We start from the raw sequence: 14,680 nt of genomic DNA, 5'->3' as shown, positions 1-14,680 counted from the left end.
TGCCGCCAGTAATTTCGGGAAGTCGAAAGCGGCGGTGATCGCCGAAGGGCAGGTGAAGCTGACCTTTCAGGACGTGGCGGGGTGTGACGAGGCCAAGCAGGACCTGCAAGAAGTGGTGGACTTCCTGCGTCACCCCGAGCGCTACCACCAACTCGGTGCCCGCATCCCCCACGGTGTCTTACTGGTCGGCCCTCCCGGCAGTGGCAAGACCTTGCTCGCCAAGGCGGTGGCCGGAGAGGCCAAAGTGCCCTACTTCTCCATCAGTGGCAGTGACTTTGTGGAGATGTTCGTGGGGGTGGGCGCGGCGCGGGTGCGGGACCTGTTCGAGCAGGCGCGCAAGAGCGCGCCCTGCATCGTCTTCATCGACGAGATCGATGCGGTGGGCCGCAAGCGTGGGGTGAATCTGCAAGGCGGCAACGACGAACGCGAACAGACCCTCAACCAACTGCTGGTGGAGATGGATGGGTTTGGCAGCGGGCAGGAAGTGATCATCCTGGCCGCCACCAATCGACCCGATGTGTTGGACGCAGCTTTGCTGCGTCCCGGACGGTTCGACCGTCAAGTGGTGGTGGACGCGCCGGATGTGCGGGGCAGAGAAATGATCCTGCGCATTCATGCCCGCAAGAAACCGCTCGATCCTTCCGTTGATCTGGGCATCATTGCCAGAAGAACGGCGGGGATGGTCGGTGCGGACCTGGAGAATCTGCTGAATGAGGCGGCGCTGGGAGCAGCACGGGCGGGGCGGGTGCGGATCGTGATGCGGGATGTGGAGGAGGCGCGCGACCGGGTGTTGATGGGACCGGAACGGCGCAGCCTGGTGGTCCGCGAAGCCGACCGCAAGGTCACCGCCTACCACGAGGTCGGCCATGCCCTCGCCGCTCAACTCCTCCCCCACGCCCACCGGGTGGCAAAACTCACCGTGGTGCCACGTGGCCGGGCGGCGGGGTTCATGATGCCCGACGCCGACGACCGCCTGCATGTCACCCGCCCGGCGCTGGAGGACATGATCGCCGTGGCGCTCGCGGGCCGCGCCGCCGAGGAGGTCGTGTACGGTGAGGTGACGACCGGCGCCCAGAACGACTTCCAGCAGGCGACGAACCTGGCGCGGCGGATGGTCACTGAGTGGGGTATGTCGCCGCGCATCGGCAAGGTTGCCCTCGCCACCGACGAGGGGAACTTCCTGGGCGGCGGCCCCCAGCCCCTCCCCATGAGCGAGGCGACCGCCTTCGCTGTGGACGAGGAGGTCCGTGCCCTGATCGACGCCGCCTACACCCGCGCCCTGGATCTGGTGAGGGAACATCTCCCCGCCGTCCACGAGATCGTGCGGGTGCTGATGCGCCGCGAGACCCTCAGCGGCGAGGAGTTCGCCACCCTGCTCGCGGGGGGCACGCTGGACGGGCCGTCCCCGACCGGGAGCGGAGGGCTCACACCCCTGCCCGCATAAAGCTCAAGGGGGGCGTGGACCAGTGGCATCCACGCCCCCTTCCCTTTTGCCCCTCACGGCTGCAATTCCTCCTCCGGGTCGCGCGTGGTGCCCGTCCTGACGGGGGCATGGGTCCGGTCCTGATCCCGGCGAGAGTCGCGGCCCTCCAGCTCCTCGCGGGTAAGCTTGATCTCGATGGGGGCACCGCCCAGGGTGATCGTGCGCTGGGGGAAGGGAATCTCGATCCCGGCCTGGTCCATGGCGATCTTGATGCGGCGGTTGAACTCGCGCCCGATGGCGTACTGGCTCTTGGGCTGCACCTTGAAGAGTGAGCGCAGGGTCACGCCGTCCGGGGCGAGCTGAGTCACGCCCTGCATCTCGGGTTCCTCCAGAAAGTAATGGGACCATTCCGGATCGGCGTAGAGTTCCTTGCTCACGGCCTCCAGCACCCGCAACGCCTCGTTGATGTTGGCGGCGTAGGTCACGGCCACCTCGGCGACCACCCGCGACCAGTCCTTGCTGCTCACGCTGACGGTCTGAATCTGCCCGTTGGGGATGATGTGGAGGGTGCCATCCAGCGCCCGCAGGGCCGTCACCCGCAGGTTGAGGCGCTCCACCCCACCGCTCAGGCCCCCATTGTTGATGGTGATCACGTCCCCAACCCCGTACTGGTCCTCCAGCAGGATGAAAAAGCCGGTGAACACGTCCTTGATCAGGCTCTGGGCGCCGAAGCCCACTGCCAGGCCGAAGACCGACACACCCGCGAGGAGGCTGGAGGCATCCACCCCCAGCGCCTGAAGACCCGCGATCAGGCTGATGATCACCACGACGGCCTTGAGAGTGCTTTCCACCACGCCCTTGAGGGTCTGCACCCGCACGCTGCGGCGGTTGAACTCCTCCTCGGCCACGATCCGGCCGCTCAGCGCCCCGATCAGGTTCCAGGCGATGAGCGCGAGGGCCAGGATGACCAGGACCTGTCCCGCGCTGTTGCGAAAGCCCTGCACGATGTCCTGCCCCAGGTCGAACAGCACGGGCACGTCCGGCAGGTAGACGACGTGAGTGGCGACCGCCAGCCAGGAGACGGCGACCGTCAGCAGCCACAGCCACTTCAGGCCCGTCAGCAGGGGGCGGCGGACATACGGTTCCAGCACCCGCAGCACCACGCGCCCGAAACGGTACAGGGCGTAAGCGACGAGCAGCGTCAGCCCCAGGCCCAGCCAGACCTGGGGTTTTTGCAGTTGAAAGATCAGTCCATCCAGCATCCCCCCAGCCTCTCATGAGGAGGTGAGGAAGGCGAGAAAGGTATGGACCTTACCCGGCCTGCGGTGCCAAAGCCCCTTCCAGCCGCTCGATCAGCCCCGCCTCGTGGGCACGCGACGCCCGCAGCAGGGCGTTCTTAACCGCCCGGGCATCGGCGCTCCCGTGGCCGATGAAGGCCAGGCCGCGCACCCCCAGCAGGATGCTGGCCCCGTAGGTGCTGGGGTCCATCCGCTCGGCGAGCCCACGCAATGCCCCCCTCACAAGGAGGCCGCCCAGCTTGGTCCTCAGATTGCCGCTCAGCGCGTCGCGCACCCAGCCGAACAACACCTTCGCCTCGCCCTCCGCCAGCTTGAGGACCACGTTGCCGGTAAAGCCGTCGGTCACCACGATGTCGGTGGTGCCCTGAAAGATGTCGCGGCCCTCGACGTTGCCGTGGAAGTGAATGCCCTTCCCGTTCAGCTCCCGCAGCAGGGCGTGCGCCTCCAGCACGAGCTGGCTCCCCTTGTGGTCCTCCTCGCCGATGGAGAGCAGGCCGACCGTGGGGTCCGCCTTGTCCTCCACCACCCGCAGATAGACGGTGGCGAGCCTGGCCCACTGGGCGAGGTACCCCGGCTTCACGTCCGCGTTTGCGCCCACATCGAGCAGGGTCACGAAGCCCTTCTTACTGGGCAGGTGCGTGAGGATCGCGGGCCGGTCCACCCCCCTGAGTCTCCCCAGGGTGAGGAGTGCCGAGGCCATCGTGGCGCCGCTGTGGCCCATGCTGACGGCGGCGGCGGCCTTGCCCTCCTTCACCAGGCGGGTGCAGACGTTGATGCTGGCCCCTGTGCGGCTGCGGACGTCGCTGGCGTGTTCGTCCATCCCGATCACGTCGGGGGCGTCGACCACCCGCAGGGGCAGGCTGGCGCTCCCAGCGTGCTTGCCGAGTTCGGCGTGCAGGGCTACCCGCGGCCCGACGAGCAGCACGGGCACCCCGGCGCGGGCTGCCTGCACCGCGCCCTCCACGTTCGGAGCAGCCCCGTGGTCCCCGCCGACCGCGTCGAGGGCGATGGGCAGGGTGGTGTCGGGGGTCGCTGGGGCGGGTCCCTCAGCGTTCATCGCTGTCCGTGAGGGGGGCGGTTACGTAGAACGGGCGGCTGTCCGCCCCGCGCTGCTCACTGGGCAGGCGGTAGCCGGGCCGCTCGACCTGCTCGCGGATGGCGCCCAGATCCACGTACTCGTCGGCGGCGTTTCGCAGTTCGTAACTCGTCATCTCGGGGATGCTCGCCACGATCACCCGCTTCCCGCGCGCCCGCAGCACCTCGACCGGGCGCTCGAAGTCGCCGTCACCCGTCAGCAGCACGGCGGTGTCGTAACGGTCCTCGGTCGTCAGCAGGTCGGTCACGATCTCAATGTCGAGGCTGGCGCGGCGGTGGGTGTCGCCGTGCTCGTCGGTGCTCTCGCGCAGGGGCCGGGTGCGGACCGTGTACCCCATGTACGTCAGTGCGTCGATAAAGCGCTTCTGCTTGTCGTCCATCGGCATGGGCACGGCGGTGTAGTAAAAGGCATTGTGCAGGGTGCCGCCCCCCCGGAAGTGCTCCAGAATCTTGCGGTGGTCGAAATTCCAGCCCAGCCGCTTGGCCGCCGCGTACACGTTGGCCCCGTCAATAAAGAGTGCGATTCGTTCCATCATCTGTCCTGACCTTTCGTACGCCGGACTTCCTTTGATGACCGGCGGACACCTACAGGATACGGGGGTCCGGGCAGGGCCCTCAATCCACCCCCTCTTCATCGCCTATCAGGAGCCGGGGCCGCCGGGCGGGATCGTGCAGTGCGGCCCAGACTTCGGCCCGCAGCCGGTCGAGGTCCAGGCCGCCGTACTCGGGGGGCAGGCGGTCCAGATACGCCTCCGCCTTGTGGTAGTTGCGGTGGGTCAGGCTGCCGTGGTGCCAGCGTTTGTGCAGCGCGGCGGCGAGCAGGATCAGCGCCTGGATGAAGTGCCGCTCGTCGCCACTTGCTGCCCGCCACGGTTCCTCCCAGGCCTCGTGCGCCTCCCACCACTCGCCCGCGGCGAAGAGCCTGGCCCCCTCCCGCAGTTCCTCCCGCAGCTCCCCCGCCATGCCCGCAGGCTACCCTTCCGCGCGATGAAAGGCGCGTTAGCCTCTGTCCATCTCGTCCCTATCCTCCCCCATTCTCTGGGGGTAGACTGCATTCATGAAGCCTGTAGAACTCACCGACAGCAACTTCCAGAGCGAGACGGCCCAGGGCCTCACGCTGGTGGATTTCTGGGCTCCCTGGTGCGGACCCTGCCGCATCATCGCGCCCGTCATCGAGGAACTTGCCGGGCAGTACGAGGGCCGCGTCAAGGTCGCCAAGCTCAACGTGGACGACAACCCCGCGATCTCCGGCCAGTTCCGCGTGATGAGCATCCCCACCATGATCCTTTTCAAGGACGGCCAGCCCGTCGAGGGTATGGTCGGCGCCCAGCCCAAGCGGGCCTTCGAGGCGCTACTCGACAAGTACGCTCCCACGCCTGCTGCCACCAACTGAGCCTCCCGCAACGAAAGAGCCGCCCCTCCCCGGGCGGCCTTTCTGCTGTCAGAAGCGCGTGATCTCCGGCGGCGTCCAGGCGTGCAGCACCTCGGAGAGCAGCACCTCCCCCTCCTCCCAGTCGCCGTGCCCGCTCTCTGTGTTGATATGCCCAGCCTCACCCGCCGTGATGAACTCGGCCCCCCAGGCCTCCGCAAAGATCTGCGCCCGTTCAAAGCTCACGTAGGGATCGTTCTCGCTGGCGACGACCAGGGCCGGGAAGGGGAGCGGGGCGAGCGGCACGGGAGCGAGTGGGAGGACGGCGGGAGCCAGGCTCGCCATGTCGAATTGCTCGGCATCGGTTGGGCTGACGAGCAACGCCCCCCTCACCCGCTTATTGCCCCCGTACATCCGCGCCCAGTGGACGATGGTGAGCACCCCAGCCGAATGTCCGACAAGCACGAGGTCGCCGGGCGTCGCCTCGATGACTTCCTGAAGGCGGGCGGCCCAGGCTTCCGGCTTGGGCGCCTCCGGGTCATCCTGCCGCACGCGGGCGGCGCCGAACTTCTGTTCCCACAGCGTCTGCCAGTGGTCCGGGCCACTGTCGCCCAGGCCGGGAACGATCACGAGAGTGGGGGTCATGGGTCAGGCTACCAGTTCCCGGGGAACAAGAAAAAACCCCGCCGAGGCGGGGCTTAAGTTCATATGTCCGATCAGACGAGTTCGATCAGCGCCATGGTGACGCCGTCGCCGCGGCGGGTGCCGATGCGCAGAATGCGGGTGTAGCCGCCCTGGCGCTCGGCGTAGCGGGGGGCGACCTCGTCCATCACCTTGCGGACCACGTCGTTGTCGTGGATGTCGCGGGCGACGAGGCGGCGGGCGTGCAGATCGCCGCCCTTGGCGGTGGTGATCAGCTTCTCAACGTAGGGGCGCAGCTCCTTGGCCTTCGTGAGGGTCGTCTGGATGCGGCCCTCACGCAGCAGCGCGGTCGCCTGGGCACGGGCCAGGGCGACGCGGGCGCTGCTGTTGCGGTTGAGCTTGCGACCGGCTTTGCCGTGACGCATGGGAAGTCTCCTTGGGGGTCAGGCGGAGATGAGCCGCCGGGGAAGTCGTAACGATCACACGCGGTCACCCTGAACGGAGTGAAAGGTCTCACCCCCGGCTGGCGGGAGATGCTCCCTCCGCTCAGCATGACAACGTTTTGGCGGCTCAGTCTCTCAGGGCCAGGCCGAACTGGGCGAGCTGCTGCTTGATCTCGTCTAGGCTGCGCTCGCCGATGCCGGGGACCTTCTTCAGGTCACGGTCGGAGAGGGCGCACAGGGCGTCCACCGAGTCGATGCCTTCCTCCTTGAGGGAGTGCAGCACGCGGGTGGTCAGGCCCAGGCCTTCCAGAGTCACGCGCGGCGTATCGAGGTCGGCGGGGTACGGCTGGGGGTTGATGCTGAGTTCGGGCTGGCGCGGCAGGTCGTACCCGCTGGCGATGGAGGCGGCGGGCGTGTACACCGGCTGCTGCACCTCGGGCGCGGCGATGGGCAGCGTCTCCACGTTCCCGAACACGGTCAGCTCGTCGCGCAGGATCTCGACGGCCTTGTCGAGCGTCTCCTGCGGGCCGATGCTGCCGTCCGTCCAGACGCGCAGGATCAGGCGGTCCAGGTCGGTCTGCTGGCCCACGCGGGTGTTCTCCACGTGGTAGGCCACCCGGCGCACCGGCGAGAACACAGCGTCCACCGGGATCGAATTGATGCGGTCCTTGGTCGCGTGCTTGTCGGCGGGGACGTACCCCTCGCCCTCCTCGACGCGCACCTCCATCACCAGCTTGCCGTCCTCGGCGAGCGTGGCGATGACGAGGTCGGGGTTGACGATCTCGGCATCCGAGGGCACCTCGAAGGCGCTCGCCCGCACCACGCCCTCGCCCTGGGCACGCAGGGTCAGGGTCTTGGGGCCGGGGGCGTGGAACTTCACGACGAGTTCCTTGAGGTTCAGGATCAGCCGGATGACGTCTTCCTTGACGCCGGGGATGGTGGAGAACTCGTGGAGGACGTCCTCAATGTACACACTCGTCACGGCGGTGCCGGGAATCGAGGACATCAGGATGCGCCGGATAGGATTCCCGATGGTGACGCCGTAGCCGCGCGTGAGCGGTTCGAGCACGAACTCGCCGTAATCGCCGTCCACACGGGCCTTGAGCTGGGGGCGCTTTTGGTCCACTGGGGCCTCCGTTAACGCGAGTAGTACTCGATGATGAAGTTCTCGTTGATCGGCAGCGCCAGGTCCTCGCGCGCGGGCAGACGCACGAACGTGCCGCTGAAGGTGTCGGGGTTGAGTTCGATCCAGGGGCTGGTACGGCGGCGCTTCTGGGCCTCCATGTTCTCCTGGATAAAGCCCATCTGGCGGCTCTTCTCGGCGACCGTGATCTCGTCGCCGATCTTCACGCGGTACGAGGGGATGTCCACCTTCTTGCCGTTCACCAGCACATGCCCGTGGCCGACGAACTGCCGGGCCTGACGACGGGTGCTGGCGAAGCCCATGCGGAACACGACGTTGTCGAGGCGGCGCTCCAGCAGTTGCAGGAACACCGTGCCGGTCACGCCGGGCACGTTCGCCGCTTCTTCAAAGAGGTTGCGGAACTGCTTCTCGTTCATGCCGTACAGGCGGGCGAGCTTCTGCTTCTCGCGCAGACGCACGCTGTAGTCGCTGGGACGGCCGCGGCCGCGGCGCTGGCCGTGCTGGCCGGGCGCGTAGGGGCGCTTGTCGAGATACTTCTGGACTTTCTCAGTCTCCGCCAGGTTGATGCCCTCGCGGCGGCTGAGCTTGGTGATGGAACCACGGAAACGACCCATGTGTTGACTCTCCTTGCGGTGCGTGCCGACGGGGGCACGTCACCGGGTCTGCGGCCCTCTGGTGCCCGCCTCCTCGCCGGTGGTGCGGCTCAAGCGGAGGCGGGACAGGTGGGCGCGCGCATGCGCTTTAGGCGCGGAACTTCTTCTTGGGGCGGCAGCCGTTGTGGGGCACGGGGCTGTCGTCCATGATGGACTTCACTTCGATGCCCGAGGCCTGGATGGCGCGGATCGCCTGCTCGCGGCCCGAGCCGGTGCCACGCACGATCACGTCCACGACGTTCATGCCGAAGGTCTGCTGCGCCTTCTTCACGGCGTCGGCGGCGGCGAGCTGGGCGGCGTAGGGGGTGCCCTTCTTGCTGCCCTTGTACCCGATGGTGCCGCCGCTCGACCACGCGACGGAGTTACCGTCGAGGTCGGTGATCGTCACGATGGTGTTGTTGTAGCTCGCGCTCACGTACGCGCGGCCCGCGCTGATGTTGCGCCGGGCGCGGCGCGGGGCCTTGCCTTTGGTGGGTTTCGCCATGGCTTACTTCCTCGTCGCTTTCTTCTTGCCAGCGACGGTCTTGCGCGGCCCCTTGCGGGTGCGGGCGTTCGTCTTCGTGCGCTGGCCGCGCACCGGCAGGCCGCGGCGGTGGCGCAGGCCACGGTAAGCACCGATGTCCATCAGGCGCTTGATGTTCTGGCCCACCTCGCTGCGGAGGTCGCCCTCGACGCGGTAGGTCCGCTCGATGGCCTCGCGCAGGGTGGACTGCTCGGCTTCGGAGAGGTTCTTGACGCGCGTGTCGGGGTTCACACCCGTGCGCGCCAGCACCTCCTTGGAGCGGGTCAGGCCGATCCCGTAGATGTAGGTCAGGGCGATCTCGACGCGCTTCTCGCGCGGAAGGTCAACACCGGCAATACGTGCCATGCTTAGCCCTGCCTCTGCTTGTGCTTGACGTTGGTGCAGATGACGATCACGCGCCCATGGCGGCGAATCACCTTGCAGTTGTCGCACATCCTCTTGACACTGCTGCGAACTTTCATGCTTCCTCCTCGCGCCGCCTCACGTCTGCCGCCCATCATGGCGGAGCGCCCGGCAGCGCTCGACCCCCCGCGCCCGCGGGGAATCTGTTGGGTACCTGCGCCCGGTGATTTACTTGCGGTAGACGATGCGCCCGCGCGAAGTGTCGTACGGGCTGATTTCCAGAACCACGCGGTCCCCGGGCAGGATGCGGATGTAGTGAATCCTCATCTTGCCGCTGATGTACGCCAGAATGTCGTGCCCGGTGTCCAGCTTCACACGGAACGTGGTGTTCGGCAGCGCCTCTTCGACCACGCCCTCGGCCCGCACGGTATCGGACTCTTCCTTCTTGCGCTTTTCCCGCTGTTCCGGCATCTTTCGTCTCGCCACGCAACCTCCAGGCTTGATACAAGCCAAAGGGGAAGTTAGCACGGAGCCCTGGTAAACGGCAAGAGGAGCGGGAACACACTTCCGTCCGCTCCTCAAGGCTTGGGCGCTCAGCGCATGGTCTGCATGATGCGCCCGTACACCTCGTCCAGCGAGCCCACGCCGTCCACATGGCGTAGGTGGCTGCGCGCCCCGTAATAGTCGATCAGGGGCTGGGTCTGCTCGCGGTAGACCTGCTGGCGCTTGCGCGCGACCTCTTCGGTGTCGTCGCTGCGGACGGGTTCACCGCGCGCCGCTGCCTGCCGCCCCCGCTCCACGATGCGCTCGATCAGGAGTTCGTCGGGCACCTCCAGCAACGGCACGGCGGTCACGGGCGCGCCCAGCTCCTCCAGCAGCATGTCGAGGGCCTCGGCCTGGGCGCAGGTGCGGGGGAAGCCGTCGAAAATCACCCGCACCGGCTCCATCCCGGCCAGACGGTCACGGATCAGCGCGATCAGGATGTCGTCAGGCACGAGCTGTCCGGCGTCAAGGATGGGTTGGACCTGCCGCCCGAGTTCGGTGCCGCGGGAGACATGGTCGCGCAGGATTTCGCCGGTGCTGATCTTGGTCAGGCCCTGCTCGCGGGCGAGGCGTTCGGCCTGCGTTCCCTTGCCCGCGCCGGGCGGGCCGAGGAAAATTACGACCTTGTTTCTGGGTTGAGTCATCGCTCCTCCTGTTTGGATGTACAGCATAGGGCCAGGGCAGCCCGGTGGGGACCGTCCTGCCCAGCCCTGTTCCCCCTGGGGTGACGGCGGAATTCGGGAGGGACAGCAAAAACCGCCCACCACAGGGGTGAGCGGCTTGGGGAGAAGGCGTGTTAGCTGTTCAGGCGACCGCGAATACGGCCCTTGCTGATGAAGCCGTCGTAGCGGCGCACGGTGAGCTGCGCCTCAAGCTGTTTGAGGGTTTCGAGCGCCACACCCACGATGATCAGCAGGCCGGTGCCGCTGAACTGGAAGGTGGAGATGCCCGTCGCCCGCTGAACGACCTGGGGGATCACCGTCAGGACGACCAGGAAGATCGCGCCCCAGAGGCTCAGGCGGCTGCTGATCCCACCCAGGTACTCGGCGGTGGGCGCGCCCGGACGAACGCCCGGGATAAAGCCGCCCGCCTCGCGCAGTTGCTCGCTGATGCGCCTGGGGTCGAACTGCACACTGTTGTAAAGGTACGTAAACCCGAAGATCAGCAGGCCTTCCAGCGCGATGTACCAGGGGCTGCCAGGCGTCAGGTGCGTCTGGATGAAGGCGTTGACCCCAGGAGCCCGTGTAGTCGTCGCGCTGGCGATCAGGTTGGGGATGATCAGCATGGCCGAGGCGAAGATCACCGGGATCACGCCCGCCTGGTTCACCTTGATGGGGAGCCAGGTCGCCTGCCCGCCCAGGTTGCGGGCCGCACCCGTTGGGGCCCCACCGCGAGCTCGCGCATACGTCACGGGCACCCGGCGCTCGCCCTGGTACACGTACACGATGCCCGCGATGGTCGCCAGGATCACCAGGATGAAGAAGGCGAGACCCAGGATCGACTGGTCGGGATTTGTGCGGAAGAGTTGCGCCGTCGCGCTGACCTCATGCGGGTACCGGGCGATAATGCCCGCCGTGATGATCAGGCTGATGCCATTGCCAACGCCCACCTCGGTGATGCGCTCCCCAATCCACATGGTGAAGGCGATGCCCGCCACCTGCGTCAGCACCATTACCAGAACGGTAAAGAGGCCGGGGTCCCAGCCCACCGCGATGAACGACGGGTTGTTGGTGATGTACAGCGAGAAGAAGAGCGCCTGCGCCGCGCCGAGGCCGATGGCCGCGTAGCGGGTGTACTGGTTGATCTTCTTGCGCCCCTCCTCGCCCTCCTTGCTGAGCTTTTCGAGCGAGGGGATGGTCGTGGTGAGAAGCTGGATCACGATGCTCGCCGTGATGTACGGCAGCACGCCGAGCGCGAAGATCGAGAACTGCGAAAGATTGCCACCCGAGATCAGGCTGATCAACCCGAAAAGGCCACCCGAGGTGGCCTGTTCGAGAGCTCCTGTGTTCACGCCGGGCGTCGGAATGGTGCTTCCGAGACGGAACACGGCGAGGAGCAGCAGGGTGAAGACAATCTTCCGCCGAAGGTCCGGGATGCGGAACGCGTCGCGGAAGGCGCGGAGCATGTTAGCCCGCCTGCTCGGTCTGTTCGGCGTCCGTGCCCGCCGCGGTGATCACGACCCGGCCACCCGCTGCTTCCACGGCCTGAATGGCCGCCTGGCTGGCCGCGTCCACGTGAACCGTGACGGCGCGGGTCACCTCGCCCCGGGCGAGGAGCTTGACCGGGCGGTTCTTGCGGCGCACCAGGCCCGCGAGTTCCAGCGCGGCGCGGTCCAGCGTGTCGCCCTCGACAGCGGCGAGCTGCGAGAGGTTGACGACCTCGTAGGTCGTGCCGACGTTGTTGAAGCCGCGCTTGGGCAGGCGGCTGATCAGCGTGCTGCGGCCACCCTCAAAGAATTGGCCCTTGCCCGCGCCGCTGCGCGACTTCTGGCCTTTGTGCCCGCGGCCAGCGGTCTTGTCGGTGCCGCCGGGGCCACGGCCCACGCGCTTGCGGTTCTTGCGGCTGCCGGGCGCGGGGGTCAGTTCGTGAAGCTTCACGCTTCCACCTCCACCAGATGCTGGACGGTCTTGATCATGCCGCGAACGCTGGGGGTATCCGCCAATTCACGGCTGTCGCCGATCTTCCGCAGACCCAGCGCCTTCACAGTCTCGACCTGGTTCTTGGGACGGCCGATCACGCTGCGCCGCAGGGTCACCTTCACGGTCGAGGAGGTCACTGGGCACCTCCCGCCTGGGCCGCACCGGCCTCGGTGGTGGCGGAGTTGGCGGCCGGGCCAGCCACGCGGGGCTGAACGTCGATGCCGCGCATCGCGCGCACCTGCTTGGCGGTCCGAAGGTTCTTCAGGCCGTCAAACACTGCGTAGGCCACGTTGACCTTGTTGCGGCTGCCGAGTTCCTTGGAGAGCATGTTGGTGATGCCCGCCAGCTCGGCGATGGAACGGGGCACCGTCCCAGCGATCACGCCCGTGCCGGGGCCCGCGGGCTTGAGCAGCACGCGGCTGGTGCTGTTCTCGCCGACGATGTCGTGGGGAATCGTGCCGTTCTCGACGGGCACGGTGATCATGTTCTTGCGCGCGATGGCCTTGGCCTTTTCAATCGCGACCGGCACTTCCTTCGCCTTGCCGATGCCCATGCCCACGCGACCGTTGCGGTCCCCCAGGATCACGAGCGCGGCGAAGCGGAAACGGCGACCACCCTGATAGGTCTTGGACGTGCGGTTGACGAACAGCATCTTCTCTTCGAACTCGCTGGTCTCGCGCTCGCGGTCATTCCGACGGTTAAAAGTCAAGGCCACCCTCCCGCGCCGCGTCCGCGAGCGCTTTGATCCGGCCGTGGTACTTGTACTGGCCGCGGTCGAATACGACCTGCGTCACACCCTTGGCGGCGGCAGCCTCGGCCAGGGCCCGGCCGACCGCGGCAGCGGTGTCGGTCTTCGTGCCCGTCTTGACGGCGCTGCTGCTGGCCGCCGCGAGGGTCGTGCCGGAGCTGTCGTCGATGATCTGGGCGTAGATGTGCTTGCTGGAGCGGAACACGCTGAGGCGCGGGCGCTCCCCGGCGGCGACGCGCACCTTGCGGCGGGCGCGCAGCTTGCGGCGAATAGCAGTCTGGGTCGCCATTACTTCTTCCCTTTCCCGCCCGTGGCGCCAGCCTTACCGGCCTTGAGGCTGATCTGCTCGCCGACGAAGCGCACACCCTTGCCGTGGTAGGCGTCGGGCTTGCGGACCTTGCGGACGTTGGCGGCGACCTGACCGACGAGCTGCTTGTCAATGCCGCTCACATCAATGCGGGTGGGCTCGGGCACCGTAAAGGTCACCCCGGCGGGCGGCTCGATGACGACCGGGTGGCTGAAGCCGATGGTCAGCTCCAGGTTGCGCCCGGCGAGGCGGGCACGGTAACCCACGCCGCGCAGTTCGAGGTTGATGGTGTAGCCGTCGCTGACGCCCTTCACGGCGTTGGCGACGAGGGTGCGGGTCAGGCCGTGCAGGGCGCGGTGCTCCTGACGGTCGCTGGGGCGCGTCACGAGGATCTGCCCGTTGTCGTTGCTGATGTTCAGGGCCTGATTGTAGGGAACGCTGAGTTCCCCCCTGGGCCCCTTGACCGAGAACACGCCGTTGGCGATGGTCGCGGTCACGCCGCTGGGAACGGCGATGGGTTGCCTACCGATGCGGGACATGACTGTCCTCCTTCATTCCTTAAGTCGTGAACCACTGGGGTTCCGAGGTCAGGTCTAGATGCGTTACCAGAGAACGCAGATGACTTCGCCGCCGACGCCCTGCTTGCGGGCCTCGCGGTCAGGCAACAGGCCCTTGGAGGTCGAGACGACCGCCAGGCCCAAGCCACGCTGGATACGGGGGAGATTCTCGGCGCTCACGTACGCGCGGCGGCCGGGGCGGCTGATGCGCTCAATGTGCTTGATGACCTGCTCGCGCTTGGCGCCGTACTTCAGAGTCAGGCGCAGCACGTCGAACTTCTGGCCTTCCGGCCGGGTGCGCTCGACGGAGGCCACGTAGCCCTCCTGCACCAGCAGCCGGGCGAGCTGCTCCTTGAACTTGGAGGCCGGGATGTCGACGCTCTCCTTGTGGGTGCGCGTCGCGTTGCGGATGCGCGTGAGCATGTCGGCGATGGGATCACTCAGCATGATGCCTCCGGGGGCACTCGGCCCCGGGCGGGGGGGAGACGGTCCTTGGACAGCCTCCCGAGTCTTCCCAAAGAAAGTGGTCCTGCTTCCAGGCACTTCTTCTGTTGGGTCCTGCTCCCAGTCTCCGGACGATCACCGCCCAAAGGGGGCAGTTCGTATCCGGCAGGGGTCTTACCAGCTCGCCTTTTTCACGCCGGGCAGTTCGCCCTTGTGGGCCAGCTCGCGGATGCAGATGCGGCACATCCCGAAGAAGCGGTAGTAGCCGCGCGCACGGCCACAGCGGCTGCAACGGTTGTAGTTCTGCACGGCAAACTTGCTGCCGCGGGCCGCCTTCACAACTTTAGAGGTATTCGCCATGACCTGTCCTTACTTGCGGAACGGAAGGCCCATCGCCTGGAGCAGCGCGCGGGCTTCCTCGTCGGTTTTCGCGGTGGTCACGATGGTGATGTCCATGCCGCGGACCTTGTCGACCATATCATAGGTGATCTCCGGGAAGATCAGTTGCTC

Annotated in this window: 24 protein-coding genes (1 of these 24 cut by a window edge); 2 read left to right on the top strand and 22 right to left on the bottom strand. The window is 67.0% G+C overall.

The window, feature by feature from the left end; translation table 11 throughout:
• Positions 1–1,444: ATP-dependent zinc metalloprotease FtsH (gene ftsH, locus F784_RS24140; protein WP_019588669.1), on the top strand; the 1,444-nt coding region annotated here is incomplete at its 5' end.
• Positions 1,445–1,497: 53 nt separating this feature from the next.
• On the opposite strand, the gene F784_RS0120935 is transcribed toward ftsH, so the two are convergent.
• The 4 genes from F784_RS0120935 to F784_RS0120920 all read right to left on the bottom strand — a co-directional run bounded on the left by F784_RS0120935 (position 1,498) and on the right by F784_RS0120920 (position 4,779).
• Positions 1,498–2,685: a mechanosensitive ion channel family protein gene (locus F784_RS0120935; RefSeq protein ID WP_019588668.1), complete on the bottom strand. Its 1,188-nt coding sequence runs from the start codon at positions 2,683–2,685 to the stop codon at positions 1,498–1,500.
• Between the two features lie 49 nt (positions 2,686–2,734).
• Positions 2,735–3,778: a phosphate acyltransferase PlsX gene (plsX, locus tag F784_RS0120930; RefSeq protein ID WP_019588667.1), complete on the bottom strand. Its 1,044-nt coding sequence runs from the start codon at positions 3,776–3,778 to the stop codon at positions 2,735–2,737.
• Entirely contained in the window at positions 3,768–4,349 is a 582-nt protein-coding gene (locus tag F784_RS0120925; RefSeq protein ID WP_040383717.1) for a LabA-like NYN domain-containing protein, read from the bottom strand. The genes plsX and F784_RS0120925 overlap by 11 nt, the downstream gene beginning before the upstream one ends.
• An 82-nt stretch (positions 4,350–4,431) precedes the next feature.
• A complete protein-coding gene (locus F784_RS0120920) occupies positions 4,432–4,779 on the bottom strand; it encodes a DUF309 domain-containing protein (protein WP_019588665.1) in 348 nt (115 codons plus the stop codon).
• Positions 4,780–4,873: 94 nt separating this feature from the next.
• Between F784_RS0120920 and trxA the strand changes: the two genes are divergently transcribed.
• Entirely contained in the window at positions 4,874–5,209 is a 336-nt protein-coding gene (gene trxA / locus F784_RS0120915) for a thioredoxin (RefSeq protein ID WP_019588664.1), read from the top strand.
• A gap of 48 nt (positions 5,210–5,257) precedes the next feature.
• Here trxA and F784_RS0120910 read toward each other — a convergent pair whose 3' ends face one another.
• From F784_RS0120910 to rplE, 18 genes are all read right to left on the bottom strand, one after another.
• The gene (locus F784_RS0120910) at positions 5,258–5,830 is read right to left on the bottom strand and encodes an RBBP9/YdeN family alpha/beta hydrolase (protein ID WP_019588663.1); all 573 of its coding nucleotides are present in this window, start codon (positions 5,828–5,830) and stop codon (positions 5,258–5,260) included.
• A 71-nt stretch (positions 5,831–5,901) separates the two neighbouring features.
• Positions 5,902–6,252: a 50S ribosomal protein L17 gene (rplQ, locus tag F784_RS0120905; RefSeq protein WP_019588662.1), complete on the bottom strand. Its 351-nt coding sequence runs from the start codon at positions 6,250–6,252 to the stop codon at positions 5,902–5,904.
• 145 nt (positions 6,253–6,397) lie between these two features.
• Entirely contained in the window at positions 6,398–7,396 is a 999-nt protein-coding gene (locus tag F784_RS0120900) for a DNA-directed RNA polymerase subunit alpha (RefSeq protein ID WP_019588661.1), read from the bottom strand.
• 11 nt (positions 7,397–7,407) lie between these two features.
• Positions 7,408–8,028 (bottom strand): 30S ribosomal protein S4, encoded by a 621-nt coding sequence (gene rpsD, locus F784_RS0120895; protein WP_019588660.1) that lies wholly within the window; start codon positions 8,026–8,028, stop codon positions 7,408–7,410.
• Positions 8,029–8,155: 127 nt separating this feature from the next.
• Positions 8,156–8,551, bottom strand: coding sequence for a 30S ribosomal protein S11 (gene rpsK, locus F784_RS0120890; protein ID WP_019588659.1), 396 nt, complete (start codon positions 8,549–8,551; stop codon positions 8,156–8,158).
• A gap of 3 nt (positions 8,552–8,554) precedes the next feature.
• The gene (gene rpsM / locus F784_RS0120885; protein ID WP_019588658.1) at positions 8,555–8,935 is read right to left on the bottom strand and encodes a 30S ribosomal protein S13; all 381 of its coding nucleotides are present in this window, start codon (positions 8,933–8,935) and stop codon (positions 8,555–8,557) included.
• Positions 8,936–8,937: 2 nt separating this feature from the next.
• Positions 8,938–9,051, bottom strand: coding sequence for a 50S ribosomal protein L36 (rpmJ, locus tag F784_RS0120880; protein WP_026332629.1), 114 nt, complete (start codon positions 9,049–9,051; stop codon positions 8,938–8,940).
• A 109-nt stretch (positions 9,052–9,160) separates the two neighbouring features.
• Positions 9,161–9,403, bottom strand: a complete 243-nt coding sequence (gene infA / locus F784_RS0120875; RefSeq protein WP_019588656.1) for a translation initiation factor IF-1 — start codon at positions 9,401–9,403, stop codon at positions 9,161–9,163.
• Positions 9,404–9,525: 122 nt separating this feature from the next.
• A complete protein-coding gene (locus F784_RS0120870) occupies positions 9,526–10,119 on the bottom strand; it encodes an adenylate kinase (RefSeq protein ID WP_019588655.1) in 594 nt (197 codons plus the stop codon).
• Between the two features lie 152 nt (positions 10,120–10,271).
• Positions 10,272–11,600: a preprotein translocase subunit SecY gene (secY, locus tag F784_RS0120865; protein ID WP_019588654.1), complete on the bottom strand. Its 1,329-nt coding sequence runs from the start codon at positions 11,598–11,600 to the stop codon at positions 10,272–10,274.
• Position 11,601: 1 nt separating this feature from the next.
• Positions 11,602–12,072 carry a 50S ribosomal protein L15 gene (gene rplO / locus F784_RS0120860; protein ID WP_019588653.1) on the bottom strand — a complete coding sequence of 157 codons (471 nt, stop codon included), beginning with the start codon at positions 12,070–12,072 and terminating at the stop codon, positions 11,602–11,604.
• The gene (gene rpmD / locus F784_RS0120855; protein WP_026332628.1) at positions 12,069–12,236 is read right to left on the bottom strand and encodes a 50S ribosomal protein L30; all 168 of its coding nucleotides are present in this window, start codon (positions 12,234–12,236) and stop codon (positions 12,069–12,071) included. Before rpmD ends, rplO begins: the two co-directional genes overlap by 4 nt.
• A gap of 11 nt (positions 12,237–12,247) precedes the next feature.
• On the bottom strand, positions 12,248–12,823 hold the full coding sequence (gene rpsE / locus F784_RS0120850; protein WP_019588651.1) for a 30S ribosomal protein S5: 576 nt from the start codon (positions 12,821–12,823) through the stop codon (positions 12,248–12,250).
• On the bottom strand, positions 12,813–13,151 hold the full coding sequence (gene rplR / locus F784_RS0120845; protein WP_019588650.1) for a 50S ribosomal protein L18: 339 nt from the start codon (positions 13,149–13,151) through the stop codon (positions 12,813–12,815). The genes rpsE and rplR overlap by 11 nt, the downstream gene beginning before the upstream one ends.
• A complete protein-coding gene (gene rplF, locus F784_RS0120840) occupies positions 13,151–13,708 on the bottom strand; it encodes a 50S ribosomal protein L6 (protein ID WP_019588649.1) in 558 nt (185 codons plus the stop codon). The genes rplR and rplF overlap by 1 nt, the downstream gene beginning before the upstream one ends.
• Positions 13,709–13,771: 63 nt before the next feature.
• On the bottom strand, positions 13,772–14,173 hold the full coding sequence (rpsH, locus tag F784_RS0120835; RefSeq protein ID WP_019588648.1) for a 30S ribosomal protein S8: 402 nt from the start codon (positions 14,171–14,173) through the stop codon (positions 13,772–13,774).
• A gap of 171 nt (positions 14,174–14,344) precedes the next feature.
• On the bottom strand, positions 14,345–14,530 hold the full coding sequence (locus F784_RS0120830; RefSeq protein ID WP_026332626.1) for a type Z 30S ribosomal protein S14: 186 nt from the start codon (positions 14,528–14,530) through the stop codon (positions 14,345–14,347).
• Between the two features lie 9 nt (positions 14,531–14,539).
• On the bottom strand, positions 14,540–14,680 hold the 3' end of the coding sequence (gene rplE, locus F784_RS0120825) for a 50S ribosomal protein L5 (protein ID WP_019588646.1). The gene runs 399 nt beyond the window's last position; 141 of the gene's 540 nt are visible here — the last part of the coding sequence; the start codon falls outside the window, past its right edge; the stop codon is at positions 14,540–14,542.

Source organism: Deinococcus apachensis DSM 19763, from assembly GCF_000381345.1.
Taxonomy (GTDB): Bacteria; Deinococcota; Deinococci; order Deinococcales; family Deinococcaceae; genus Deinococcus; species Deinococcus apachensis.
This window is presented reverse-complemented; position numbering and strand designations above follow the sequence as displayed.